Raw genomic sequence first — 26752 nt, 5'->3', positions numbered from 1 at the left:
TGCTACTCGGTCTCAAGTTTCTTGTCCGGAACCTTTTGAAACACAGATTGTTCGAGCTCCTGAGGGGTCCTCTTCTGAGATTCAAGCGTCGATGAATGCTAAGAAATTGACTGCGAAAATGGTGAAAGGTAAGAATTCTAGAAAAGCTTCAAGAGCACTTTCAAGTGATGTTCATCAAAAAGTAGAACTGGGTAGCTTGTTTCGCGGAGGTTCTTTAGTTTCAGTAAAGAAACGTTATGCTACTCGGTCTCAAGTTTCTTGTCCGGAACCTTTTGAAACACAAATTGTTCAAACTCCTGAGGGGTCCTCTTCTGAGATTCAAGCGTCGATGAATGCTAAGAAATTGACTGCGAAAATGGTGAAAGGTAAGAATTCTAGAAAAGCTTCAAGAGCACTTTCAAGTGATGTTCATCAAAAAGCAAAGCTAAGGAAAATATTTCGTGAAGATTCTTTAGTTTCAGTAAAGAAACGTTATGCTACTCGGTCTCAAGTTTCTTGTCCGGAACCTTTTGAAACACAAATTGTTCAAACTCCTGAGGGGTCCTCTTCTGAGATTCAAGCGTCGATGAATGCTAAGAAATTGACTGCGAAAATGGTGAAAAGTGAAAATTTTGAAGATGTCTCAAAAGATAAAAACACAATTTCTGGTGCATTGAATAATATTGAGATATCCCAAAGTTCTGAAAAGGTAGAATTACAAGAGTTAGCAAAAGGTGCAGCTCTACCCGTACTTGTTGTTCGTCCGAGCCCTACACAAGAGTTGGCAAAACATAAAGGACAAAAAACGAGTGCAAGAAAGTCTGCACGAGAAGTTCTTGAAGCTCGCGAACCCCGTATAAAAACAAATAAATTGCTCAGGGATAGACAAGTGACTTCTACCTTGCGTTATGACATGGAAAAAGCTGCAGCCATTCGAGTAAAGCGTAACTGTAGTGTATGTCCTCAAGTTCGTGAAGAAAAGTCTTCTTGTAAACGACGTGAAGAGCGTTCTCTCTCTAAAGAAGCTGATGTAGCTTCTCAGGAAGAGTCCTTAGATTATGTAGAGGAGAAAGTTCCTTCTAGCCAAACACCAAAAAATGCTCACAATACAACAGAACGCAGTAACACAAATGGTTTTTACCGAACAGCATCTTCAACGCGGAACACCAATATTGCTTCTTATCTTGAGGCTAAGCAGTATCGTTGCGATTCTGAAGAGACCGATTGGCCTTGTTCTTCTTGTGTTGCTAAGCGAAAAACTCATACAAGTATATCCGTATGTACTATGGTAGTTACTGTACTTGCTATGATTGTAGGAGCAGTAGTCATTTCCAATGCTTCAAATGGCTCGCCTACTCCAGCCCCAACTCCTACTCCTACTCCTATTCCTAGCGGGGGTAGTGGATCTGCAACTACCCCATAGAATCTTATTTTTAGTATGTGGTGATATAAACAGCGAGGCTTTAAACCCTTGTTGTTTTCTATTATATTTTTAATTCTTAAATAGAATAAGTAGAGTCTTTTGTTTCCATATTATACAATTATATAAATGTAAATATTGAAATTTTACTCAAATACTTTCTTCCAAATAGTTCTGTAGACATATGGTTTAATATGATTTTTTCATGGAAAGCAGTTGTGGCTTACAAGTCTAGAGACAGGCGTTGCTCTTAAACTAAGCTTACAGTGGCTCTACGTTGTATTCTAGTTTAGATGAGAATATAGGAAAACTTATCTTAAAGTTCTTAAATGGGTAATTCTATAATTTGACAAGGTATTTTAATAAAGGGTTTTTTTTTATTTTATTGACCCGTTAGTATGGATTCTTAATTTTTTTTCAATTATGTTATAAATCAAGATGAACCAAACAGTTATTGTGGCAATGTCTGGAGGAGTAGACTCCTCCGTTGTGGCCTATCTTCTCAAGCATTTCACATCTTATAATGTTGTCGGATTGTTTATGAAAAATTGGGAAGAGGAAATGGACAACGGCCCTTGCTCTTCCTCAGAAGACTATGGAGATGTTCAAAAGGTATGTGTACAGCTGGACATTCCTTACTACACGGTATCTTTTGCTAAAGAGTACAGAGAAAAGGTATTTTCCCGCTTTCTTAAGGAATATTCCTTAGGCTATACTCCTAACCCGGATGTCCTTTGCAACAGAGAAATCAAATTTGATCTATTGCAAAGAAAAGTAAGAGAACTGGGAGGCCATTTTTTAGCAACTGGTCATTACTGCCGACTACGCTTCGATAGTCAAGGACCTTGTTTATTTCGTGGTAGTGATGGTCATAAAGACCAAAGTTATTTTCTCTCAGGAACATCTAGAAATGCTCTTGCTAATGTGTTGTTTCCTTTGGGAGAGATGACAAAGACTCAGGTGCGTGCAATTGCAACTCAGGTAGGTCTAGCTACTGCAACAAAAAAAGATAGTACAGGAATTTGTTTTATAGGAAAGCGTCCTTTTAAATATTTTCTCGAACGGTTTATTCCCAACGCAAGCGGGGATATTGTCGATTGGGATAGGCAAGAAGTGATAGGAACACATTCAGGCGCACATTACTACACTATAGGGCAACGGCGCGGACTAAGAGTCGGAGGATCTGAAAAACCCTGCTATGTTGTGGGAAAGGATATGGAGAAAAACATTCTCTATATTGTTCGTGGTGAAGATCACCCTCTACTCTACCAACAAGAACTTGTAGCTGAAGATATGAATTGGTTTATAGACCCTCCTAAGGTCGCATATTCCTGCACAGCAAAAGTGCGGTACCGCTCCCTGGATGAAGCCTGCCTAATTCAATGTATCCCTTCTTCTCGTAAAGTTCTGGTCCATTTCACGCAACCTGTCAAGGCAATTACTCCAGGACAAGTGATTGCTTTTTATCAAGGAGAGCAGTGTCTAGGCGGTGGGATTATCAGTGTCCCTATGATTCCACGCTTTGCTTAGGAAGAATCACTTCTACTTCTTGAAGAGAAGTCTCTTCTCTTTCGAAAGTCACGCGGTCTTCTACTAATATAGCGCGGAGTTTCCTCGCTTCCTGACGGCAAGATTCTTTGAGTAATAACTCAGCTAGGGGATCTTCAAGATACTGTTCAATAACCCGACGTAAGGGACGTGCTCCCATTTCTGGAGAATGGCCCTTGGTGACTAAGAAAGAAATTACAGAATCAGGGATGTTTAATGCCATCTGGTAGTTTTTTAACCGGGAATCAAGCTTATTAATCTCCAAATGAATAATCTGAGAGAGAGAATCTTTCTCTAAAGGACGAAAAATCACACTTTCATCCAGACGATTGATAAATTCTGGCTTAAGATGCTTCTTCATGGCATTTGCAATTTTTTCTTGTATTACTTTGTAATCCATTGGAGATCTTAACCCAAAGCCAATTTCCCCACTTTTTTTAATAAGATCGGCTCCTAAGTTAGATGTCATAATGATAACAGTATGACGGAAGTCTATCTTACGGCCAAAAGAGTCTGTAAGCCGTCCCTGTTCTAAAATTTGTAACATCAAATCCATAATGTCTGGATGAGCTTTCTCTATTTCATCAAAAAGAACAACACAATAAGGACGACGACGAACTTGTTCTGTAAGATGACCACCTTCTTCATGACCCACATAACCTGGAGGCGATCCCATCATTTTCGTCGCAGCAAACTTCTCCATATATTCAGACATATCGACTTGGATTAAGGCATCTTCACCCCCAAACATTTCTATAGCAATTTGCTGGGCAAGTAAGCTCTTTCCCACACCTGTAGGACCAAGAAATAGAAAAGAACCTGTAGGACGGTTAGGATCCTTAATTCCTGTACGTGAACGACGGATAGCGCGACATATGCTAGTAATCGCATCATTTTGACCGATGATCTTTTGACGTAATGTATCTTCTAGTTTAAGAAGCTTTTCACTTTCGGCTTCGGTAAGCCTTGCTGAGGGGATTCCTGTTTGTAGCGAGACAACCTGAGCTACAGCCTCTTCATCTACAGGAACTTGGTGTTCCTCTTTATGGTTTTCCCATTCTTGCTTCATATTTTGAAGACGCTCACGTAACTTCTTCTCTTCATCACGTAAACCCGCAGCTTTTTCATACTCTTGAGTACTAATCGCTTGTTCTTTTGCTAGCTTTGTATTCTCAATATCTGCTTCTAACTTCATAAGCTCTGAAGGTTGGCCCATAGTATTCACTCGCACGCGAGCTCCAGCTTCATCAAGAAGATCTATAGCTTTGTCAGGGAGAAAACGTCCATGTACGTACTGATCTGAAAGTGTGGCTGCAGCTTTGAGAGCCTCTTCAGTAATGAAAACATTATGATGCTCTTCATATTTCTTTTTTAGACCATGCAAGATCTCTATAGTTTCATCAACACTCGGAGGTTGAACAAGAATTTTTTGGAACCGACGTTCCAAAGCTGCATCTTTTTCTATATGCTTACGATACTCATCTATTGTAGTCGCGCCAATACATTGGATTTCTCCACGGGCTAACGCAGGTTTTAAGATGTTGGAGGCATCAATAGCACCTTCCGCAGCTCCTGCTCCTACAATCGTATGAAGTTCGTCAATAAAGAGTAGGATGTTTCCATGCTTACGCACCTCATCCATAACTGCTTTAATACGTTCTTCAAACTGACCTCGATATTTAGTTCCTGCGATCATCAGAGCAAGATCTAGGGTGATCAAACGTTTTTTACGCAAAGCATCAGGAACTTCATTTAGGATAATCTTTTGTGCAAGGCCCTCAACAATCGCTGTTTTCCCAACACCGGCTTCTCCAATAAGTACAGGATTATTTTTTCTACGACGGCAAAGAATCAAAATCAACCGCTCGACCTCTGCAGAACGGCCAATTACAGGATCGAGTTTGGACTCGCGAAACATCTCTGTTAAATCATAGCCATAGGCTTTTAAAGCAGAAAGTTTCTCCCCTTTATCTACGCCAAGCGTATGACCTAAAGAGGATTTTGAAGAGGAAGAAGTGCTACGAGAAGAAGAGGAAGAGGGGGGGAGTTGAAGATTAAATGTTTCTAATTCTTTGAGGATTTCTTTACGAACTTCTCTAGGGTCAATATGAAGGTTTTCTAAAATCTGCAGTGCCACCCCATCCGCTTGATGTAAGATCCCTAAGAGCAAATGTTCCGTACCTACGTAATTATGCTCTAAAATACTAGCTTCTTCATTAGCAGCTTCAAAAGATTTTTTTACTCTGCCCGTAAGCGCAGGATCCCCATAAACTTGGATTTCAGGGCCATAACCAATTAAACGCTCAACTTCTTGTCTTGCAGTATCAAAATCAATCCCTAGATTACGTAACACATTGACAGCTACACCTTGGCCAAGTTTGAGTAGGCCTAGGAGAATGTGCTCAGTGCCTAGGTAATTATGATTTAAACGCTGAGCTTCTTTTTTCGCCAATTTAATGACTTGCTTCGCTCTGTTAGTAAACTTCTCAAACATAAAAACCTAAAAGACAGGGGTAGAACTTTCCTTAAGCATATACGAAATTTAAGATAATGATGCAACTCTTCGATGTAGACTGGAAACATCAGCAAAATCTCTATCATAGAATACAAGAATATTTTGCACAAACCCTAGAGTATGGTACAGTAATTCTACTTCTTTAGAAAATAGTGAGCACTTCTTTTAAAATAGTTTGGGTTTGATTTCATTAAAATTCATTGTATGGAAATGCGCATAATAGATTCAGGAAAAGCTTCAGCAGCAACTCATATGAAAAAAGATCGCCAATTATTTGACGAACTTAAGGCGGATGAAGTCATTTTGCACCTATACGAATGGGAAAGTCCTTTTTCTCTGACTTATGGGCATTTTATGCGCAAAGAAAAATTTTTAGTTGCCAATGCTGAAAGCCAAGGATTAGATGCTGCAGTCCGACCCAGCGGAGGAGGATTTGTCTTTCATCATAGTGATTATGCTTTCTCTTTGCTTATGTCTGCAACCCATCCTCAATACGCTTCCACCGTCTTAACTAATTATCATACGGTAAATTCTTTAGTAGTTAAAGTGCTAAAACAAGTTTTTCATTTAAATGGATGTTTAGCCGAGCAAGATGAGGCTCCCTCACTCAGGGTGTCTGGGAATTTTTGTATGGCAAAAACTTCAAAGTATGATGTTCTCTTACAAGGAAAAAAAGTGGGCGGTGCTGCCCAACGTAAAAGTCGTCAAGGATTCCTTCATCAGGGGTCTTTATTTCTTTCGGGGAGTTCTAAAGAATTTTATCAAAAATTCTTGCTTCCGACCGTTGTTGATGAAGTAGTGGAAGAAATCGAGAAGCACGCTTTTTTCCCTCTAGGAATCGAACCAATACCGCAAGAACTTTCACAAGCTCGCAAAGATGTTAAAGAAACATTTATCCAATTATTTTGCTGTGGGGAACTATGAACCGCATAAACTTGTGCTGTATTGCAATGGGAATTTTTTCTTCGCTTCTCTTCGAACAGATTCCTGCTTGTGCTAAGGTGCTCTCTTTTCCCTCTGAGGAAGAACATGTTGCTGTTTTAGTCCATGATAATGGCCTAGAAACTTTTGAATACCTCCTTCATTGTATTGATCACGCAAACTATTATGTGGAACTCTGCCCTTGCATGGCAGGAGGGAGATTACTAAAAGAAATCCTAGACCATTTATGTCGGCGTATGGACATCGCCCCTGCGTTATGCGCTTACATGCTCATCCAACCTACATTCATTAATTTAGAAGATCAACTTATTCTTAAAAAAACACAGGAACGCTATCCGCAGAGATTTTTTTATGTCTTTACAGGTTGTCCTCCATCAAACAGTGTTTTGCATCCCAATGTTATGGAAATGCATGTGAAATTTTGTCTCATCGATGGCAAATATTGTATTATGGGGGGAAGTAATTTTGAAGATTTTATGTGTACTCCTGGAGATATCGAACCTGAGATTGTCGATACATCACGTTTGTATGTCGGTGGCGTACAAAGGCCTCTGGCTTTTCGTGATCAAGATGTCACTTTCCGTTCAGTAACCATAGGATGCCAACTTCGGAAAGAATTTTATAAGTATTTTAAAATGTGGGAATACTATGCTCAACATTGGTGGTTTATAAATAATCCAGAACACTTTGCTGATGATTGTCCCGGGTTCACTAGGGAGCAAGCTCATGAAATGTTTTGTCCTGAGTTTGATGAAAACAAGGATATTGTTTTCGTTGATTCTGCACGTGTGAAAATCGTCTTTGGAGGCCCTCATGAAGGCACACCCAACCCCGTAACTGAGAAATATCTTACATTAATTCGTAATGCACAATCTTCAATCCAGATTGCTAATATGTATTTTATTCCAAAAGATGAGCTTATCGAGGCTTTAATTGCTGCCTCCTTTTCCCGACACATACAGTTGGATATACTGACTAATGGATGTCATGAACTTAGCCCCTTATTCACTTCAATTTATGCATGGGGAAATCGCATAAACTATTTTGCCTTAAGCTACGGGAGTTATTATTTTCTATGGCAGAAATTCCTGTGCTTAAAAAAGCAATCCAATCCGAATCTTGCTATTTATGAATTTGCTGTTAAAGAGACGCAACTTCACAAAAAGTGCATGATTGTTGATGATGCAATTTTTGTTATCGGCAGCTACAATTTTGGTAAGAAAAGTGATCTCTTTGATTATGAAAGTATTTTAGTTATTGAGTCTCCTGAAGTCGCACAAAAGGCAAAAAAAGTTTTTGAAAAAGATAAAACACTTTCTCGAAAAGTCGAAAATGCTGAAATTCTTGATTGGTATTTTCATCCTGTCCATTACACTGTAGGCCATTTGCAACGGAATTTGATGCCCGGTTAATCTTTTCTTCCCCACTTTAAAGGGAAATGCTTTACTCCAAACACTTTCTTGCCACGTGCTCGCCTTTCTATGTGGGATCCTACTTGGTTTTTTTCTTTACTATCGTTTACACTACACTTTTACTGTTTGTACAGAGGTTGAGCTTTGTTAGCGTTCTTCTATAAGCATCAAAAAAAATTTATTGGTTTCATAATTGTTATTGTTTGCGTTTCGGGAGTGGGAATTGGTTGGGGACGTTTTTCCTGTGGAGAGCATGCTTCAAAGATAGAATTTTGTCGGGTAGTGTTCACTACAGCATCGGGTAAAAAATATTTAGAGAAAGACGTCCTTGCTATAAAGAAATTTCTCATGCACGAGGCCTATCCTTTTACAGGAAACCCTAAAGAGTGGAATTTTGTAAATGAAGGATTGCTTACCCAGCATTTTTTAACAACAAAATTAGGAGAAAAACTCTTTTTTCGGGTTTACTCACAAGGCTTTCCAGCCTTTGCTAAGGAAAAAAATTATCAGCCATATCGTCGTTTTGACGCTCCCTTTATTTCTTCTGAAGAAGTATGGAAATCTTCAGTACCTCGGCTTGTAGAGATCTTAAATCGTTTTCAGCAAATCGATAATCCTGTATCTCCAGAGGGTTTTGCTTTTAGAGTGCAGCTGTTCTTAGAAGAAAAAAAATTTCCCCATTACGTGCTGCGACAGATGTTAGAATATCGCAGACAGAGGTTCGCACTTCCCGAAGATAGTGCTTTAAGTCGAGGTAAAGATTTACGTTTATTTGGTTATCGAAATGTTCGAGATTGGTTTGGAGATGCTTATCTTTCTGCTGCTGTTGAAGTTTTACTCCGCTTTATTGACGCAGAAAGACGCTTTCTAGTCCTTCCTTCACTCAATGAAGCTCGAGATGATTTTTATGATAAGGCAAAACGGGCATTTACTAAGTTAAGCAAGTATTCGGAGTTTTCACTCAGCTTTAATCAGTTTATTGCTTTTTATTTTCAATTTTTAGGTCTTTCTGAGACTGAATTTTTTAAAATGTATCGGGAAATTCTTCTTTGTAAGAGAGCATTTTTATTGCTGCAGGGAAGTGTAGCTTTTGATTATCAACCTTTATGTGAATTTTTCTATAGAGGTAAAGATTCCACAGAAGTTGAGCTTGTTAACTTGCCCAAGGAATACTGCTTTAAAACAGAACAGGATCTTCTTGCTTTTGAGACCTATATCTATCTCGTAGCTCCTCCTTTGAAAGATCCTTTGGATGTTCCTTACATGCTTTTACCTATAAAAATAATAAAAGCTAAGGAACCACGGCTGATTGGTAAACGATTTGCAGTAAGTTATCAGACAGTAGCTTTGGAAGACTTAGAGACAAAAGTTCCCCTAGTGGAAGTGGATCATTGGCAACAAAATCCAGAACATTTTCAGGAAATTCTTCAGGAGTTTACTGCCGCAGAAACCTGCCAATCTCCTAAGGATTTTCAGTGTTTGAAGACCTCCTTAAGAGATAAGATCTCTGTGTTTACTCGCAAGGCGATTTTAAGAGCATACCCTGAAAGAATTACTGAGGCGTTAAGATCTGCTTCTATAGAGAGTCGTGAGATTTTGTTATCTCCAGGCAAGGATAGCATTCTTGAAGGGATTGTAGATGGTCAAGCTTTGGCAAACGTACTGCTTGAAAATGAAATTATAGAACGTTACAGTCAAGATCAAGAAAGATACTATACATTCAAAGTAGAAACTTGCTTTGACGGTGAAGAGGTTCTTTCTTACCGCGAGGTTCTAAAAAAAGGTCTGGCATCAAAGTTGGTGAATGCTTATGGCAATGCATTGCAATCAGATCGTATTCTTAACGCTTTACGTGCTCGTTATCCTAAAGAAACAGGGAGCGCCCTGTGGCAAAGGCGTCTATGGAAATTAATGGAAGAGCACAGAGCTGGAACGTATCCTGGAGGAACGTTCTTTTGGGGATTAGAAAAGTCTTTGAGAACCTTTACACGGGAAGATAGTGATCTTCCTCAGCCATTTGATCAACTCTTCGCTATGGAAATTGATGCGCTTTCTGGCCTGATAATACACTCGGAAGAAGGTCCATACTATTACCGATGTTTAGGACATGCAGTTAATGATTGTCCTATGGGTATAGACAGGCTGTTTTTTGCTAAAAATCGATTGAATGAGGAAGTTGTAGGTAGTTATATGGAACGCTTCATTGGACAAGGAGTAGGATAATGTGGTATTCTGATTATCATGTATGGATTTTACCTATCCACAATCGCTTAGTACGTCTAGGGCTGACGAAAAAAATGCAGACTCATTTGGGAATGATACTCCATGTGGATTTGCCTTCAATAGGAAGTTCCTGTAAGAAAGGAGATGTCTTGGGAATTCTAGAGTCTTCAAAATCAGCTATTGAAGTTTTAAGCCCTGTTTCTGGAGAAATTCTAGACGTAAATCAAGTATTAACAGAAAATCCTAAAGAACTTAATGAATCCCCCGAAGAGAAAGGGTGGCTGGCTATTATGCGGTTAGATGGAGAGTTAGATACTGCACAATTTTCTTCTAGTGAAGAATGAACTTTTGTATTTACAGTATTTAATCTTTTTAATAAAAGATTAGATTTAGTTCTAATTTTTAAAACCTTTTTAATTCTTATTAAATAGTTTATAATTATAGATCTGTATTATGCGTCTCACTGCTTCAGTAGATTCTTCTACTTTTTTAAAATATATACCAAAGTTCGTTCAGAATCCTCGTGTGAAGACCCTCTCCCTTGTAATTATAATTCTGAGTGCATTGGCTATTGGGATTATAGCTTGTGGATTATTTATAATAGGACCAGTGTCTACGCAATTCATTTTTTGGATTATAGGAAGTTGTCTCATCTTGATTTTATTGTTTTGTACTTATTACCGTTATCGTATTCTTCACACAAAGGAAAGCAAGAATATTTTAGGTATTTCTCTAGGGAAAACAAAAATTTTTCAAAAAAGCAAAAATGTTTTAGGTTTTTCTTTCAAAAAAGCAAAAATATTTTAGATATTTCTTTATTGTAAAAATGATATTTAAAACAACTGATTCTATGTTCTATACCTCGACTCACCAGAGGTATTCCGTTTCTAAAACGCCTCATTATATTCGGATCTGTCATGAAATTCTTGTAGTTTTGCTGACTCTACTTGCTTTATTTGTGTTATCAATGTTTCCTGTAATTATTTTATTTCCAGGAGGCGTGTTTTGTATGATGTATGGTGTCATTGCTTTAACTACTGCGATTTTACTAGTCTCAATCATAACGTTAATACTTAGTAAGGTACTCGAACAAAAACAAGTTCTATCTACTACAGAATCATAAAAAATTCACACTGTCGTGCCTTTCTAATTTCTATTTTTCAAAGGCTTACAAAGCATTTCTTTTTTTACGAAACGATCTTCTCGTCAGAAAAAATAGTTGGCACACTATGGGTAACTGTTGTTTCTACAGGTGGAGTAGTAGTTGTAGGTTTGGAGATATCGATGCCTGTAAGGCTCATAAAGGCCATGGCGATGAGTCCGGTGATAATAAAAGAAATTCCCATTCCTTGCAGGTTTTTGGGAATATCAGAATAAGTAAGTTTTTCTTTAATCGTCGCCAATAAGACTATAGCAAGCCACCAGCCACAGCCTGCCCCTAAGGAAAAAATCATCATGGGGATGAAGGGATAATTTCGAGTCATGCCGAACAGTACACCTCCTAGAATTGCACAATTCACAGCAATAAGGGGAAGAAAAATTCCTAAAGATAGGTAAAGGTTTCTGGAAACTTTTTCTAAGAAAAGTTCTAAGATTTGTGTGAAAGCAGCAATAACAACAATAAAAATAATGAGTTCTAAAAATCCTAAGTTCACAGAGGCTAGAGAAGTTGAGAGCCAAGTAAGAGCCTTAGGACCTGTGATAAACGCATGAACAAACCAATTGATACTTCCGGTTAGGGTAAGAACAAGAGCTACAGACATCCCCAAACCATTTGCTGTAGAAACCCTAGTAGAGCAGGCAAGGTAACTACACATTCCTAAAAAGTTCGCCAGAAGGATATTTTGAATAAAGGTCGCTTGAAGGAAAATACCAAGAATATTGAGCCAATTATAAGAACCTAACCACATCATGAGCTACCCTTTTGTGTTCTTAGAACCAAGAATGTTTATGATCCAAATCATTATGCCAAGCAGAAAAAACGCTGAGGGAGCTAAGACCATGAGACTTAAGTTTTGGTAGCCATCGGGATGTGCTGCCGAGGCATACAGTGATTCAGGGAGAATACGGTACCCTAGCAATGTTCCAAATCCAAAGAATTCTCTCAATATACTAGTAAATAGAAGTACCCAGCCATAACCTAATCCTGCAGCGAAGCCATCCAAAAATGCAGGAATAGGAGGAACATGTCTTGCTAAGCTTTCTGTCCGGCCCATAACAATACAATTTGTGATGATCAAACCTACAAATACGGATAAAGTTTTGGAAATATTAAAAAAGAAAGCTTTAAGAAATTGGTCGATGACAATAACAAATAGACTGATAATAATTAATTGCGTAATCATCCTGACACTATCAGGAGTGACCTTACGTAAAAGAGAAACAAAAAATGAAGAACTCCCTGTGACAATACTTACAGCTAGACCCATGGTAATCGCGGTATTCATCGTTGTAGTTACAGCAAGAGCGGAACAGATTCCCAAAATAGCGATGAGTATTTGGTTATTGTTCCATAAAGGTTCCAGGAAATAACTTTTATAAGACTTTTTATTTATGGACATCTTTTTTTCCTGAATTGTTTAGCTTTGCAAAGCTTATCAAAAGTTGGCGATAGGGAGCTAGAGATTGAATGTAGGCATCAGTCACACCATTACAAGTCAAGGTAGCTCCTGAAATTCCATCAATAGCTGAAAGTGCCTTGGGAGAATGTCCAAAGGCTGTGAGTACTGAACCTTTAATAACTTCAAGACCCAGGGGAGCCATCGCAAAATCTGTGACCCCAGAGGTAGCAGCAGCAAAGATTTTTTTCCCATAAAATTGCACTTGCCATTCAGGATTTGCAATGTTTGCTCCTAATCCTGGAGTCTCCCCTTGTTGATACCAAGCAGTTCCTAATACCGTATTTCCATCATTTTTAATCCCGAGGTAGCCATAGATAGGTCCCCACAAACCAAATCCTGAAATAGGAATGACAAGGGCTTGGATCATAGAAGGATCTTTGGCAATTTCAGATGCTGACATCATAGCAGCACGGTTTGTGTTTTCTAAAATAGCATAGAATAGTAAAAGCGGTTGGTGGTAAAAACCACTTTCTTGGTACTCTTTGATAAACTCTACAATGTTCTTGTGTTTATCTTCAAAAGAGAAGATAGCTCCATGTTTATCTGCTAATAAAGGACGAACAAAACGTTGGGTATAAAGGTCCAGAGTTAGGCTAGAAACTACAGGAGAACGGCCTTCATAGGACTGCAAGAGTTGAGTCTCTTTGTCATAAATAGCAGGCACCCAAGCATTATTGTCGTAGAGCTGAAAATGTCCTTGGTAATCTAAAGTATGGACTGCCAAGAGCATTTGCTTGTTACGATCAAAAGTAGCGGCTTGTTCTTGTATCGGAGAGAGCAAATAATATACTGTCGATAATAAGAGCCCGGCAAATAAACTTAATCCTAGGATAAAGGTGATGATATACCAAGTTTGGTTTAGATGACTAGGGCTTTTTGAAGAGCCTGTAGACATATCTCTACGCTCTCCTTTTTCTGTATTTTCTAACAGCGAAATAATCGATAAGAGGGGCAAAGACATTGCCAAGGAGAATTGCTAACATGACGCCTTCAGGATACGCAGGATTGATCAGGCGAATTAAGATCGTCATGAACCCTATAAACATCCCATAAATCCATTTGCCAAGTTTCATTGTAGGGGAAGAAATAGGATCCGTAGCCATGAAGACAAGACCAAAGGCAAGACCGCCAAGAAATAGCTGGCGATAGGCAGGGATAAAAAAGCGAGCGGGCGCCCAGGCCCCACCCTTACCTAAAATAAGTACACTGACGAATTTAAACATCCAAGCTGTGATCCAGGCACCCAAGCCAAAGGCAACCATGGTTCTCCATGAGGCAATTCCTGTGAGGATGAGAAAGAAAGCTCCGAGTAAGCAAGCGCATGTTGAAGTTTCTCCAAGAGATCCTAGAACATTCCCCCAAAAGAGATTGGCTGTGGAAAATTTCCCAATACCATGGATGACATCTGTGATGGCATATGCTGAATCAAATTGTGTGGGGAGAAGCCCTAAGCCACCTTCAGCAAGGGGGGCAGTGACAAAGTCTTGGAGTTGAGGTAGTGTAAGTTTATCCAAAACCCAACCCGGGTGAGCTTCTGTCCACAGAGAAAATTGTGATTGGATTATATTTTCGGTAGGGACATGCGGCATGTGAAGAATATGTGCTGCAATGGTATCTACATGAATGCGTTTTACAGAAGGCGGTGTAGAGTTTAGTGTTTGTAAACATGTAGATTGTGAAAAGCCGTCGATCAAAGATTTTCCTGAAGCGGAATTCATCTTGATGAGACTTTCTTGAATTACCGTAGGATTTTTCCCAACCCAGACATCACCGCTCATTTTTGCAGGGAAGGTAAAGAAAAGAAAAGCTCTTCCAGATAAGGCAGGATTGAGAATATTCATTCCCGTTCCTCCAAACAGCTCTTTGCTAATCACAATACCAAAGGCAATCCCTAAAGCTGCCATCCAATAAGGTATTGTAGGTGGGAGCGTAAGAGGATAAAGAATTCCTGTAACAAGAAGTCCTTCAGCAATTTTATGTTTGCGAATCACTGCAAAGAGAACTTCACATAATCCTCCAACGCCATAGCTGATAAGGAGAAGAGGAAAAAAGATTTTACAGCCCTCCCTAAGGATGGAGAGCACTTTGATATCATTGATAACAAAGGAAAGATAACTACGAAATTCTGAAATGTGTAAAAATTTCTGCATAAGAGCAGCATTTCCTGAACCGTAGATGATGGCTTGGAGTCCTGAGTTCCATATTGCTAAGAACGTTGCAGGGAAAAGGGCAATGACAACAAGCATCATCCATCGCTTGACATCTACAGAATCTCGAATGAAGGGAGGTGAGGTAGGGGAATGAATAGGTTCATAGCAAAAAGTATCAATAGCATCTATTATGGGAGTAAAGCGCTGAAATTTATTTTTTTGACAAATTTTCCAAAGGGAATCTAAGAATCGTTTAAGCATTGTGATTGAGAGAAAAATTGAAGCTTCTACACGTTCAACAACGTAGCAAATTAATTGGAATTTTAGGAATAAAAATTTTGTATGCTTGAGAAATTCATAGTTTTTTTCTTACGCTTACTTTTCCCCTATTTGTGCTATGGTTGTGGTTCTCCAGGTGCGCTCTTTTGCTCGTGTTGTCTCGAGAAGCTTTCTCTGGAAAGTAAAGCCGGACGGTGTCTTCATTGTTTTCGGTATCTTAATTGTAATGAAATCAATGTATGTTGTCATTGTTTGCCAACGTCTTGCATACACACATTGAGCTTGTATAAACCCACAAAAGTGGCACTATCTATTTATTTCCGGGCATGTGATGGAAAGCTTCCTGCTTTGCAGTTTTTTATAAGAAGTATACAGCAGTGTTGGGAAACATGGACGTGCCCTCCAACTTGCGTTATTTACATAATCTCCAAAATTCCTAAGGAATTTATCGTGTCAGTGGCTAAATCAAAAAACATTCCCTACTATGCTTTATGGCCAGGGATAAATAAGGAAAAACAAATCAGAAAACTTCCCTTAACGGGACCTAAGTGCTTCTTATCTACATATCCTCTAACTAATTCGTGGTATAAGGCTATCGAAAAAAGTGTTGCACAGCCTACCCTGATATTGAGTCTTTTTCTTTCTGATCTTCAGTAATTCCTGCAATGGCGAGATAACCAAGAATCCGCACGCCTTCATCTACACAGAGTGTTGTCGCTTGGATGTCACCTTTAACAATTGCTTCGCCGCGTAGCTCTAGTTTTCCAGCAACAGTAATATTGCCTTCTACAACACCTTCGATAATTGCTTCTTGAAGTTGGATATCAGCTTTTACAATTCCTTTAGGACCGATGATAATCTTTCCCTTGGAGACAAGAATACCTTCAAATGTACCATCGATACGCAAAAAGCGCTCAAAGGCAAGCTCTCCTTTAAAAGTTACACCCTCTCCTAAGGTAGTTTCAGGTTCTTCAGAAGGCGGAAGAAGGGATTCTGTCCTTGAGTTTGGCGGCCATTGTGCCAAGGAACCCTCTTCTTGTAAGTTGTGTGTTAAAGGACGCGTTTCTGATGTTTTTGGAGTATCAAAAAGGCTTGGAGGAGTATCTAAATGTTCAGGCCGTGAATAAGGAGAATAATTAGATCGCGAAGAATTTTCTTCTTCGTAAAGTGTTTGTACATCTTCGAAAGGACCTTTGCCTGCTCTGCGGAACATGAAATGCCTCCTAGGTTATCCAACAATATGATTTTTGCACAAATTTATTTGACGTTTTAAAGTTTCGTCTTTTTGAAGTTTTTGTTCTATAGTTTTACATGCATAAAGTACTGTCGAATGCGTTTTACCAAAAGAAGCCCCTATAGCAACTAAAGAATCAGTGATTAACATTTTGGCTAGGTACATCGCGACTTGACGAGCAAGCACGAGCTCTTTAGAACGGGAGTTGCTTTTTAAATCTTGAAGCTTAACTTGAAATATTGTAGCGACACTTTTTAAAATGCTTTCAACAGAGACTTTCTGTTTTAATGGAGAGCGGAATAATTCTTTTAAGGTTTCTCGGATAATCGTTTCTGTGAGACTTTTACCGAACAGTCGACAATAGGCTGTGAGCTTATTGATAGCTCCTTCTAACTGACGAACATTTCCATAAATATGATCAGCAATGTAGAAAGCCATTTCATTAGGAATCTGTAATCCTTTTTGCTCCGCTTTATGTTGTAAGATAGCTACACGGGTTTCCAAATCCGGAGTACCAACATGAGCAACGAGACCCCACTCCATGCGTGCGATGATCCGTTCGGATAACTTTAACTGACTTGGAGGTTTGTCACTAGTAATAACAATTTGCTTGCTCAAGTTGATTAAAGTTTCGAAGGTATTGCAAAACTCTTCTTCGAAATTTTGGCGGTTCTGTAAAAATTGAATATCGTCGACAAGAAGAAGATCCAGAGAACGATAAAAATTTTTCATTTTATCAACAGATTTTGATTTAAGGTGGTGGACAAGATCGTTGATAAAAGCTTCTGTTGTAATGCAATAAATCCGCAAGTTTTTATGATGTTCACGAACATAGTGACCTATAGCATGCAGCAAATGGGTTTTGCCCAGACCAACGCCACCATGAATAAAAAGGGGATTGTAAGAACGTCCCGGCTTCCCCGCAATACCCACAGCTGCTGATTTAACAAATTGATTGGAGGGGCCTTCTATAAAATTATCAAAGCGATAGGAAGCATTTAACTTGAGTTCAAAATCTTTAGACTCTTCAATAGGATCATGAGCATTTTCTCCAAGCTCTTTTTGTTGTAAGAGTATTGAAGGAGATTTCTTGTTCTCTGCGACCACAAATTCTAAAGCAGGTTCTCCATGAACATCTAAAGGAACAAACGAACAAAGATCCTTCTTATAGTTGTCTAGAAGGTAATTTTGCACAAAGATGTTTGGAACTTCTAAGCGAATTTTCTCTTGAGTTTCTTCTAAGACTTGAATGGGGGAAATCCAATTTTCAAAGGCTGTTTTTGAACAACGTGTTTTCACATAATTTATAAACTGTTCCCAAGTACTACAATCGTTACAGGTTAACATGTTGCTCTCTTTTATCTATAGAAACTTCCCCGAATGCGGCCGATCCATACTTGCTAAGGGAAGAAATTGCCAATGTACCATTGCTATTGATAAGCAATCAACAGTTTTTCTGGAAAGTACGGAAGCATAGCCTTCTATTTTTTAGTCAAGATGGGAGGAGGAGGAAGATGAGAAAAATTATCGCGAGAGAGTGAGATTTTTTTTAAGGACCTTTTTATTATAGCTCATCAATAAAGCTTCAGCATCATTAGCAATCATTGCATCCGGACAAGACATTAGGTAAGTAGCAATTGCCGAGGCTTCTTCAATCCGATTTAGGCAAAACAATGCTTTAGTTTTATTCAAGAGGGTAGGAAGGTGGTCCCCCTGCATGCGTAGAGCTTGATCTAAGGTAACTAACGCTTTATCGTTATCGCCAATTTGCAAATAAAGACCACCAAGAATTTGGTAGTCATAAATACTCAAGGGATCTAGTATTACTAGTGCTTCAAAAAAAAGTAAAGCTCTTTTATAATGCCCTTGACGGAGAAAAGAATACCCTGAGATTCTCAGCTCTTCTAATTCGTCATCTCCCCAGCCTAGAATGGCTTTCCACTCATTGTCTAACATAAATTAGCCTTGAACAAATTGAAAAATGCGTGAGATTACATAGTCAATCATAACATTTGTAGATTTAATGCCGAGGTCTAATGCTTTAATGAGCACTTTACCTTGTTGGATTCGGGAATCTTCTTCTTGGTCCTCTGCGGATTCTTTGTCGGAATTCTCCTTTGCTTCCTCCTCTTTATCTCGATAAGATAGAAAAGGAGTTACTCGACTGCGATAAGAGAACTTTCCTCGGGTAAGCACTTTAAGAAAGGCTGAAATTTTTTCTATGTCTTGGTCTTGTTGATCCGGGGAGCCTAGAGAAGGAGCAAGGTAGGGGGTAGAGAAACGTTGGGTATAAAAATTATTTGGAGGAGTGAAAAGTGCCCAATGTGTTTTTTGATTTGTCTGTAAGAGGGCAATTAAAGCTGAAGGCTTTGGAGTCATGTCTAGAATTTGAGCATGTTTCGCAATATCGCGAACCGTGATCCCTTCCATTTGGACTTCCTTACGGAAGTCATTGACTAGCCTATTGTCTGCAGCATGCTTTTCATAAATAGAAGCACTGTAATTGAAAATTTCTACCATAATGGAGCCTTGAAAGTCCCTCTTTTAAATCATAACGGGGTCACGGAAAAAGTCAATAGTCTTCATTAGGATTCTCTTCATCTAAGGAAAGCTTTCGCCTTTCTCTAAGATAGTGTATGTTCTTAGCTACTGTATGTTCCCATGTACGTAGTCTATAAGGAATCCTTATGTCCGATGTCTTTACTCACATTCCGGTCTTAGTCAAAGAATGTTTAGCTTTATTTGTTGAACGGCCTTTATCTACTTTTTGTGATGTCACAGTTGGGGCAGGAGGACATGCTCAAGCATTCCTTGAAGCCTATCCTTCGCTAATTTCTTACGATGCTTCAGATCGCGATCCTCACGCTTTGTCTTTAGCGCGCCAGCGTTTGGAGAAATTTCAAGAGCGTATGCGTTTTATACACGCCTCTTTCGAAGATTTAGCACAGCTACCCAAAGAAAACATTTACAATGGCGTCCTTGCTGATCTTGGGGTATCTTCTATGCAGCTCAATGATTTGTCACGAGGATTTAGTTTTCAAGGAGGGGAAGACTCCCTAGATATGCGGATGGATCCTACCCAAGGGAGATCAGCGTGTGAAGTTTTGAATACCCTTAAGGAAAAAGAATTAGGAAATATATTTCGTAAGTATGGCGAAGAACCTTTGTGGAAATCAGCGGCAAGAGCTATAGTGCATTTTCGAAAGCAAACGCGGATTCTTACTGTCCAGGATTTGAAAGTGGCAACTTCTCGCGTTTTTCCTTCTTATCGCGTGCGTAAGAAAATTCATCCCTTAACGCTAATTTTTCAAGCATTGCGTATCTATGTGAATCAAGAAGATCTACAATTGAAAAGATTATTAGAATCTGCTATATCCTGGTTAGCTCCTCAGGGACGGTTTGTTGTTATTTCTTTTTGTAGCTTAGAAGATCGCTCTGTGAAATGGTTTTTTAGACAGGCAGAGGCTTTAGGTTTAGGAAAAGTAGTAACTAGAAAAGTTATTACACCTTCAGATCAGGAAATCCGCATCAATCCTCGTTCACGGTCAGCAAAAATGCGTTGTTTTGAAAAAGCTTCCTGATGAACAAAAGTCGTTTTTTACGTTTATCTTGTTGCTTGTGTTGCTTTGGCAGCCTTCTTTATTCCTACATAGATAAGCAAAATATGCTTACCAAGCTCCGCTTAGAAATTCCTTGTCTTACTGTCACCTTGCGTGAGCTTGAAGAGGAAAATGTTACCCTACGTTTTCTGATTGATAAAATTGAGAGACCGGATCACTTAATGGAAATTGCTGCTCTTCCTGAGTACCAATATTTGGAATATCCTATGGAAAAGAGTATTTGCATATTGTCTCATGAGTCACCGTAAACGTTTAACTTTGATGATTTGTGGAGCATTGATCTGTTATGCTCTTCTCATTTTGCGTTATTATAAAATTCAAATTTGTGAAGGAGATCGTTGGGTTGCAGAAGCCCAAGGACAACATGAATTTCGTGTCAAAGATCCTTTTCGTCGTGGGACATTTTTTGCGAACACAACCTTGCGTGAAGGAGAACAAGAATTTTTCCAGCCATTCGCTGTTGATATTACAAAATTCCATTTATGTGTGGATCCTACCACAATTCCTGAGAGTCATAAGGAGAGTGTGATTCAAGAGATTCTTCATCTTGTAGGTGAGGGTAGCTACAAACACCTGTATAAAGAACTAAATAAGAAATCTCATTACCGCAAACTTTATCCTTTACTTGATCGTGCTATTCGTGACCGGATTGCTTTATGGTGGAAAGATTACGCAATAAAACATAATTTACCAAGAAACGCTCTCTTTTTCATTGTTGATTATCAACGTTCTTATCCTTTTGGTCAGTTGTTAGGCCAGGTCCTTCACACTTTAAGAGAAGTTAAAGATGAAAAAACAGGTAAGGCTTTCCCTACAGGCGGGTTAGAGGCGTATTTCAATCACCTTCTTGAAGGCGAAGTCGGAGAGAGAAAGTTCCTCCGTTCCCCATTAAATAGATTAGATCTTGATAGAGTTATAAAAGTTCCAAAAGATGGCTCTGATGTCTATTTAACGATCAATCCAACCATCCAAACTATAGCAGAAGAAGAACTAAAAAAGGGAGTAATTGAAGCTCAGGCTCAAGGGGGAAAACTTATTCTCATGAATTCTCGTACAGGGGAAATTCTCGCTTTAGCACAATATCCCTTCTTCGATTTAACAGATTATAAGAGTTTTTTCAATAATAAGCAATGCATAGAACACACGAAAGTTTCTCTTGTTACAGATGCCTTTGAACCCGGCTCCATTATGAAGCCAATCACGATAGCCATTGCTCTTCAAGGAAATGAGGAGGCTCACAGTGAATTACAAAAACAGCTTTTTGATCCACAAGAGCCTATAGATGTCTCGCGGACAAAGTTCCCGGGGCGTAAAGGAGCTCCTCTTAGAGACATCTCTGTAAATCGTCAATTAAATATGTACATGGCGATTCAGAAATCTTCGAACGTCTATGTAGCGCAACTTGCCGATCGCATAGTACAAACACGGGGAAGTACGTGGTACCAAGAGAAGCTTCTTGCCTTAGGTTTTGGTAAGAAAACGGGAATAGAGCTTCCTGGTGAAGCTTGTGGGCTTGTCCCTTCCCCTCTCCGTTTTCATATTAATGGGTCTCCAGAGTGGTCTCTGGCCACGCCATATTCTCTTGCTATGGGATACAATATCCTTACTACAGGAATGCAAATAGTTCAAGTGTATGCAACTCTTGCTAATGGTGGTTATCGTGTTCGGCCCACCTTAGTAAAAAAAATAGTCACTTCTTCTGGAGAGGAGTATAGACTTCCTAAATTAGAAAAGGAGAGAATATTTTCAGACACCATTGCTCAAGAAATTGTAAAAGCAATGCGTTTTACCACATGTCTTGGAGGATCAGGATTTCGAGCAGCATTGAAACATCATTCTACGGCAGGAAAGACAGGAACTACAGAAAAAATAATTCATGGTAGATACGATAAGCACCGTCACATTGCGTCATTTATTGGAATCACTCCTGTACAAAGCGCGGAAGATGCCTTCCCCTCTCTTGTTATGCTTGTCTCCATAGATGATCCCAGCTACGGTCTACGTCCTGATGGAACGAAAAATTATATGGGAGGAAGATGCGCTGCTCCTATTTTTGCTAGAGTTGCTAAACGTGTGCTTGCTTATTTAGGGGTCCCCTCAGATGCAGAAGCAAATAACTTTCATCAAGAAGCCACTGCTTTAAAAACTCTTTATGAAGAATGGAATCGCTCGTCTAAAGCTTCCTAAATATTTGCAAGATAAGAGGTTTTCTAAGTCGGTCCTTGCTTTTAGGAAAAATCAAAACAGAACATTGTTTTCAGTTTATCTATCTCTTTACTTCATAGTCAAGAGATATGTATGGGAGGGTTATTTTTGAGAAACTGTAACATAACTTAAGGAAACTCAGTGAATTGTTCATGTCGTATTTTACATAGTCATTTTGATTATAAAACATCTAAATGAATCCTATAGACAGTTTTTAGGAGGTAAACGTAAGCTATTGTATACAGGCTTAGTCAGTTTCCCATGACATTTTGGTGGACATTGGATACATGTGATTTATCGGATGTGGACCAAATGGGTAGGGTATGCGAGTTTTTAGAGCATGTCCTTTCAGAAAAAAGAACATTACTAGTATGATTATGCATTTAAAAGCACTTCTTCAAAATATAGACGCTAAAATTTATGGGAAAGTGCGTTCTGTTCCTATACGAAATTTAACTCATGATTCTCGTTGTGTTGGTGTGGGCGATATTTTTATTGCCCGAAAGGGAAGACGTTATGATGGGAATGATTTTTCTGCCGATGCTGTAAATCATGGAGCGATTGCTATCGTATCATCTTTATACAACCCTTTTCTTTCTACTGTGCAGATTGTAACTTCGCATTTGGAAAAATTAGAGGCTGAATTAGCAGCAAAGCATTATGGTGATCCTTCGAATAAACTTTACCTTCTGGGCGTCACGGGAACGAATGGAAAAACTACCATTGCTTATTTGATAAAACTGCTTTTTGATAGCCACAATATACCGGCAGGATTGGTGGGAACAATAGAACATATTTTGGGTTCAGAGAGTGTTCAAGATGCTTTTACTACTCCCATGGCATGTTATTTGCAAAAATATTTAGCCGAAATGGTGAAGTACAATAAAAAGGCAGCAGCTATAGAAGTTACCTCCATAGCTTTAGCTTTAGATAGAGTTGCGCATACGTCTTTTGATGTGGGCATCTTGACGAATATCACTTTAGACCATCTCGATTTTCACGGTTCTTTTGAAACATATGTTGAAGCTAAAACAAAACTATTTGCTTGTCTTCCTGCCACAGGTATTGCTGTGTTGAATACTGATTGTCCTTATGTTTCTCGTTTTCAGCGAGCTACAACAGCACGTGTTGTAACTTATGGTATAGAAACTTCTGCAGATTATCGAGCTCGGGACATTCAGCTTTCTACCACAGGAACACGGTATATCGTAATGTATCGAGGACAAGAATTTCTTTGCCAATCGGCTTTTATTGGCAGGTATAACGTATATAATGTGCTTGCCGTTTTAGCTGCTGCGCATGAAAGTTTGCCATGTGACTTACCTGGATTAATTGCGATACTTGAAAAAGCTAAACCCCCTCGCGGTCGTCTCGAGCCTATTTTAACGGGGCCTTGCCCTATTTACATTGATTATGCGCATACTCCAGATGCTTTAGATAATGTTTTAAATGGATTGCGAGACATATTACCTCAAGGAGGTAGATTAATTGTTGTCTTCGGTTGTGGGGGAGATCGCGATCGTAGTAAGCGCAAGGTTATGGCACAAGTTGTAGAGCGTTATGGATTTGCTGTAGTGACATCGGATAATCCTAGAGGAGAAGATCCAGAGGCTATTGTGAAGGAGATTTGTCAGGGGTTTTCTACCCGGAATTATTTTATCGAAATCGACAGAAAACAAGCAATTACATATGCTTTAGCTATTGCCTCGGATAAAGACATAGTATTAGTGGCAGGGAAAGGGCATGAAGCGTACCAGATTTTTAAACATCAAACAGTTGCTTTTGATGATAAGCAAACTGTTTATGAGGTACTCGCTTCTTGTGTTTAAATGTTTTCTTTTTTATATAACGTGTTTAGGAAATGGCAGTGTTCTTGCACATATAAGCCATCCTCCTCAGCGTGTGCGACGTAGTGAGATTATTTTTCTAGATGCTGGACATGGAGGAAAAGATCAAGGCACTGCAAGTAAAGAATTTCATTATGAAGAAAAGGCATTGACACTCACATTTGCGTTTTCTGTTCAAAGTTATCTCAAAAGAATGGGATATAAACCTGTACTTACCCGATCTTCCGATACATACACAGACTTAGCAAAAAGGGTCAGTCTAGCAAATCAAGGTAAGGCAGATGTCTTTGTCAGTATCCATTGTAATTATTCTTCCAATACTACCGCCTATGGGACTGAAGTGTATTTTTATAACGGAAAGAAGACTACAGCTTTGAGGAACCGCATGTCGGAATTTTTGGGCAAAGATATTTTAGCTGCTATGAGTAAAAATGGGATGTTGAAATCTCGAGGTATGAAAAACGCAAATTTTGTTGTGATTCGCGATACACTTATGCCAGCAGTTTTAGTTGAAACCGGATTTTTGTCTAATCCTCGTGAACGAGCAGCTTTGTTAGATACGCGGTACCGGATGCATTTAGCAAAGGGTATAGCAGAGGGAATTCATAATTTTCTTTCTGGACCTAATTTTCAGAAAGGGAGTACTACGCATGTTAGATCTCGAAAAACTTCTGTAAAATTTAGTTAAGTATTTGAAAGCAGGAGATAAAAATATCGTCCTCGATGCGATTCGAACGCATGACCTGCTGCTTAGGAGGCAACCGCTCTATCCTACTGAGCTACGAGGACTCAAGAACAAGCTACTTTATCAAGTTAAATAAAAGAAGTCACGTGTTTGATTGGTAATATAAACCTAGGGATTTTTTTTATTTAAGACCCTTTCTCTAATTTTCTAGAAATATAGTTATTATACTTATCTAAGATGGTTTATAGTGATTGCTCATTTTTTAAAAAATATCTTGAATCCAAAGGATGAATGGATATGATGAGCTTATACTTCAAAAGTTTATTATTTAGAGCTACTCAGCTACTTTAGGGCACTTTAATAGGAGGCAACGTCTAATATGGCTACCATGACTAAGAAGAAACTGATCAGTACGATTTCGCAAGATCACAAAATCCACCCCAATCATGTACGTACTGTGATTCAAAATTTTTTAGACAAGATGACAGATGCTTTGGTCAAAGGCGATAGGCTAGAGTTTAGAGATTTCGGTGTTTTACAAGTAGTGGAAAGAAAGCCTAAAGTAGGGCGTAATCCGAAGAATGCCACTGTTCCCATTCATATTCCTGCAAGACGAGCTGTAAAATTTACCCCTGGGAAAAGAATGAAACGTTTGATAGAAACCCCAAAACATTCCTAGTTTTTATAGTCTTCATTGTCATGAGTCATGAGAGTCAAGTTTTAAAATAGTTTAGAAACTTGACTCTAAAGTATTTTGTTATTATCGTTTGGCTGCAACGCTTTCCTGACAAAATTGTGAATGTGATGGGACCACAGCTGGGATTACGAGAATCTATCGAGGTGTTCCCTAACACAAATTTCGATCTTCAAGTAAAACAATTTATTTATGCTTGCCAAGACAAAAGCGTAAGGCCTGCTGTCCTCAAGATTTTTCGTCATCACCCTTTACTTAAGGTACATGATATTGCACGTGCCGTTTATCTTCTGACGGCCTTAGAAGAAGGAAAGGACTTAGGCTTAAGTTTCCTAAAACTTGAACAGGAAGCATCTGGAGCCGTTCTGTTATTTGCTCGCGGAGGTTTTCCTTGGAAGGGGCTACCTTATCCTGCAGAACATGCAGAGCTAGGCTTACTACTCTTACAGATCACAGAATTTTATGAGGAAGGTCGAGACGTTCTTACTAAAATGTATCAGTTCCAACAAAGCTGTTTTAATCATGAAGGCAGTATCTTTCCTGCTCTTTGGAGTCAAGAGACCTCACGCTCTCCTCAAGAAAAAACAGATTTAAGTAAGTCTTTCTTCTATCAATTTGATCAACAACTCTCTCCCGAATACACTTTAATAGATCCAGCCTTAGGCTTTTGGATGCAAAGAAGTTCTTCTTCTTCAGCTTTTATAGCTGCTTCCGGATGTAAAAGTAGCTTGGGAGCTTACTATTCTGGAGATGTAGGCATTGTAGCTTACGGTCCTTGTTCTGGGGACTACAGTGACTGCTCGGGATTTGGTTGTTGCGGAATTGCTAAGGAATTTTCTTGCTCAACCACCGATGAGGAAATCCACATTTCCTTTCTTAGCTCCCTAGGGATGCCGCATCCACGCATCACAGGTTTTTCCTATTTACAAGATGCCTACCCAAGAGGACACCTCCTTAGTCAAATACGTATCTCTGAAACACAGTGTCAAGTGCACTCCTTAATGCAAGAACTTGCTGTACCCTTGACGTTTTCTTTGTTCTGTAAAGGTAAACATTGTCAAGTTGTGGAAGGGCCCCGACTTCGTTCAGAATCATTAGACTCTTATAAGGGCCCTACGAATGACATCATGATCTGCGGAGAAAGAGGCTTCATACGTGTTTTCTCTTCCGGCTCTTATATGGAAATTTTTGCTTTGCAAGGAAATAAAAAATTTTGGAATTCAGATTTTCTAATCAGTATTCCATATCAGAAGAATGAGGTTATGCTTGTTTTTGAAAAAAAATAAAAAAAAATTTTTGAAAATGTAGATTAAATTATGATCTATAATTGTTTTTAAGAATTATTTGTATTAAAATCATCCTTTTTGTACGAAGAGAG

At 39.0% G+C, this 26752-nt stretch carries 23 protein-coding genes and 1 tRNA gene; 14 read left to right on the top strand and 10 right to left on the bottom strand.

Annotation, left to right across the window (positions count from 1 at the left end; translation table 11 throughout):
* The first annotated feature begins 91 nt into the window (after nucleotides 1-91).
* Entirely contained in the window at nucleotides 92-1402 is a 1311-nt protein-coding gene (locus Cs308_RS04880) for a hypothetical protein (protein WP_156506741.1), read from the top strand.
* Nucleotides 1403-1837: 435 nt separating this feature from the next.
* A complete protein-coding gene (gene mnmA / locus Cs308_RS04875) occupies nucleotides 1838-2929 on the top strand; it encodes a tRNA 2-thiouridine(34) synthase MnmA (RefSeq protein WP_066483285.1) in 1092 nt (363 codons plus the stop codon).
* On the opposite strand, the gene Cs308_RS04870 is transcribed toward mnmA, so the two are convergent.
* Nucleotides 2907-5441, bottom strand: a complete 2535-nt coding sequence (locus tag Cs308_RS04870; RefSeq protein WP_066483279.1) for an ATP-dependent Clp protease ATP-binding subunit — start codon at nucleotides 5439-5441, stop codon at nucleotides 2907-2909. The two genes, mnmA and Cs308_RS04870, sit on opposite strands and share 23 nt — an antisense overlap.
* Before the next feature lie 225 nt (nucleotides 5442-5666).
* Between Cs308_RS04870 and Cs308_RS04865 the strand changes: the two genes are divergently transcribed.
* The 5 genes from Cs308_RS04865 to Cs308_RS04840 all read left to right on the top strand — a co-directional run bounded on the left by Cs308_RS04865 (nucleotide 5667) and on the right by Cs308_RS04840 (nucleotide 11162).
* Entirely contained in the window at nucleotides 5667-6386 is a 720-nt protein-coding gene (locus Cs308_RS04865) for a lipoyl protein ligase domain-containing protein (RefSeq protein ID WP_066483275.1), read from the top strand.
* The gene (locus Cs308_RS04860) at nucleotides 6383-7816 is read left to right on the top strand and encodes a phospholipase D-like domain-containing protein (protein ID WP_082905021.1); all 1434 of its coding nucleotides are present in this window, start codon (nucleotides 6383-6385) and stop codon (nucleotides 7814-7816) included. Before Cs308_RS04865 ends, Cs308_RS04860 begins: the two co-directional genes overlap by 4 nt.
* A gap of 144 nt (nucleotides 7817-7960) precedes the next feature.
* Nucleotides 7961-10039 (top strand): hypothetical protein, encoded by a 2079-nt coding sequence (locus Cs308_RS04855; RefSeq protein ID WP_066483272.1) that lies wholly within the window; start codon nucleotides 7961-7963, stop codon nucleotides 10037-10039.
* Complete coding sequence (locus tag Cs308_RS04850) at nucleotides 10039-10383, top strand: glycine cleavage protein H-like protein (RefSeq protein ID WP_066483253.1); 345 nt, start codon at nucleotides 10039-10041, stop codon at nucleotides 10381-10383. The genes Cs308_RS04855 and Cs308_RS04850 overlap by 1 nt, the downstream gene beginning before the upstream one ends.
* Nucleotides 10384-10889: 506 nt before the next feature.
* The gene (locus Cs308_RS04840) at nucleotides 10890-11162 is read left to right on the top strand and encodes a hypothetical protein (RefSeq protein WP_156506740.1); all 273 of its coding nucleotides are present in this window, start codon (nucleotides 10890-10892) and stop codon (nucleotides 11160-11162) included.
* 64 nt (nucleotides 11163-11226) lie between these two features.
* On the opposite strand, the gene nqrE is transcribed toward Cs308_RS04840, so the two are convergent.
* The 8 genes from nqrE to Cs308_RS04795 all read right to left on the bottom strand — a co-directional run bounded on the left by nqrE (nucleotide 11227) and on the right by Cs308_RS04795 (nucleotide 18843).
* On the bottom strand, nucleotides 11227-11949 hold the full coding sequence (nqrE, locus tag Cs308_RS04835) for an NADH:ubiquinone reductase (Na(+)-transporting) subunit E (RefSeq protein WP_066483241.1): 723 nt from the start codon (nucleotides 11947-11949) through the stop codon (nucleotides 11227-11229).
* A gap of 6 nt (nucleotides 11950-11955) precedes the next feature.
* The gene (gene nqrD, locus Cs308_RS04830; RefSeq protein WP_066483239.1) at nucleotides 11956-12600 is read right to left on the bottom strand and encodes an NADH:ubiquinone reductase (Na(+)-transporting) subunit D; all 645 of its coding nucleotides are present in this window, start codon (nucleotides 12598-12600) and stop codon (nucleotides 11956-11958) included.
* Complete coding sequence (nqrC, locus tag Cs308_RS04825; protein WP_066483503.1) at nucleotides 12587-13555, bottom strand: NADH:ubiquinone reductase (Na(+)-transporting) subunit C; 969 nt, start codon at nucleotides 13553-13555, stop codon at nucleotides 12587-12589. The genes nqrD and nqrC overlap by 14 nt, the downstream gene beginning before the upstream one ends.
* A gap of 4 nt (nucleotides 13556-13559) precedes the next feature.
* Nucleotides 13560-15071: a Na(+)-transporting NADH-quinone reductase subunit B gene (locus tag Cs308_RS04820; protein WP_066483238.1), complete on the bottom strand. Its 1512-nt coding sequence runs from the start codon at nucleotides 15069-15071 to the stop codon at nucleotides 13560-13562.
* A 634-nt stretch (nucleotides 15072-15705) separates the two neighbouring features.
* On the bottom strand, nucleotides 15706-16302 hold the full coding sequence (locus Cs308_RS04810) for a bactofilin family protein (protein ID WP_066483233.1): 597 nt from the start codon (nucleotides 16300-16302) through the stop codon (nucleotides 15706-15708).
* Nucleotides 16303-16317: 15 nt separating this feature from the next.
* Nucleotides 16318-17670 (bottom strand): chromosomal replication initiator protein DnaA, encoded by a 1353-nt coding sequence (dnaA, locus tag Cs308_RS04805; RefSeq protein ID WP_066483232.1) that lies wholly within the window; start codon nucleotides 17668-17670, stop codon nucleotides 16318-16320.
* A gap of 177 nt (nucleotides 17671-17847) precedes the next feature.
* Nucleotides 17848-18279 carry a type III secretion chaperone gene (locus Cs308_RS04800; protein ID WP_066483231.1) on the bottom strand — a complete coding sequence of 144 codons (432 nt, stop codon included), beginning with the start codon at nucleotides 18277-18279 and terminating at the stop codon, nucleotides 17848-17850.
* A gap of 3 nt (nucleotides 18280-18282) precedes the next feature.
* Entirely contained in the window at nucleotides 18283-18843 is a 561-nt protein-coding gene (locus tag Cs308_RS04795; RefSeq protein WP_066483227.1) for a DUF5399 family protein, read from the bottom strand.
* Between the two features lie 167 nt (nucleotides 18844-19010).
* On the opposite strand from Cs308_RS04795, the gene rsmH reads away from it, so the two are divergent.
* From rsmH to Cs308_RS04770, 5 genes are all read left to right on the top strand, one after another.
* Complete coding sequence (gene rsmH / locus Cs308_RS04790) at nucleotides 19011-19904, top strand: 16S rRNA (cytosine(1402)-N(4))-methyltransferase RsmH (RefSeq protein WP_066483223.1); 894 nt, start codon at nucleotides 19011-19013, stop codon at nucleotides 19902-19904.
* Nucleotides 19904-20191, top strand: coding sequence for a hypothetical protein (locus tag Cs308_RS04785; RefSeq protein WP_066483219.1), 288 nt, complete (start codon nucleotides 19904-19906; stop codon nucleotides 20189-20191). The genes rsmH and Cs308_RS04785 overlap by 1 nt, the downstream gene beginning before the upstream one ends.
* On the top strand, nucleotides 20178-22130 hold the full coding sequence (locus Cs308_RS04780) for a peptidoglycan D,D-transpeptidase FtsI family protein (protein WP_066483216.1): 1953 nt from the start codon (nucleotides 20178-20180) through the stop codon (nucleotides 22128-22130). Before Cs308_RS04785 ends, Cs308_RS04780 begins: the two co-directional genes overlap by 14 nt.
* Before the next feature lie 395 nt (nucleotides 22131-22525).
* On the top strand, nucleotides 22526-23977 hold the full coding sequence (locus tag Cs308_RS04775; RefSeq protein ID WP_066483501.1) for a UDP-N-acetylmuramoyl-L-alanyl-D-glutamate--2,6-diaminopimelate ligase: 1452 nt from the start codon (nucleotides 22526-22528) through the stop codon (nucleotides 23975-23977).
* The gene (locus Cs308_RS04770) at nucleotides 23892-24683 is read left to right on the top strand and encodes an N-acetylmuramoyl-L-alanine amidase family protein (protein WP_082905020.1); all 792 of its coding nucleotides are present in this window, start codon (nucleotides 23892-23894) and stop codon (nucleotides 24681-24683) included. The genes Cs308_RS04775 and Cs308_RS04770 overlap by 86 nt, the downstream gene beginning before the upstream one ends.
* A 27-nt stretch (nucleotides 24684-24710) precedes the next feature.
* On the opposite strand, the gene Cs308_RS04765 is transcribed toward Cs308_RS04770, so the two are convergent.
* A tRNA-Arg gene (locus tag Cs308_RS04765) sits at nucleotides 24711-24784 on the bottom strand.
* 275 nt (nucleotides 24785-25059) lie between these two features.
* On the opposite strand from Cs308_RS04765, the gene Cs308_RS04760 reads away from it, so the two are divergent.
* Both Cs308_RS04760 and Cs308_RS04755 read left to right on the top strand, forming a co-directional pair.
* Nucleotides 25060-25359, top strand: coding sequence for an HU family DNA-binding protein (locus Cs308_RS04760; RefSeq protein WP_066483210.1), 300 nt, complete (start codon nucleotides 25060-25062; stop codon nucleotides 25357-25359).
* A 125-nt stretch (nucleotides 25360-25484) separates the two neighbouring features.
* Nucleotides 25485-26660, top strand: coding sequence for a hypothetical protein (locus tag Cs308_RS04755; RefSeq protein ID WP_156506750.1), 1176 nt, complete (start codon nucleotides 25485-25487; stop codon nucleotides 26658-26660).
* Nucleotides 26661-26752 lie beyond the last annotated feature (92 nt).

The organism is Candidatus Chlamydia sanziniae, assembly GCF_001653975.1.
Taxonomy (GTDB): domain Bacteria; phylum Chlamydiota; class Chlamydiia; order Chlamydiales; family Chlamydiaceae; genus Chlamydia; species Chlamydia sanziniae.
This window is presented reverse-complemented; position numbering and strand designations above follow the sequence as displayed.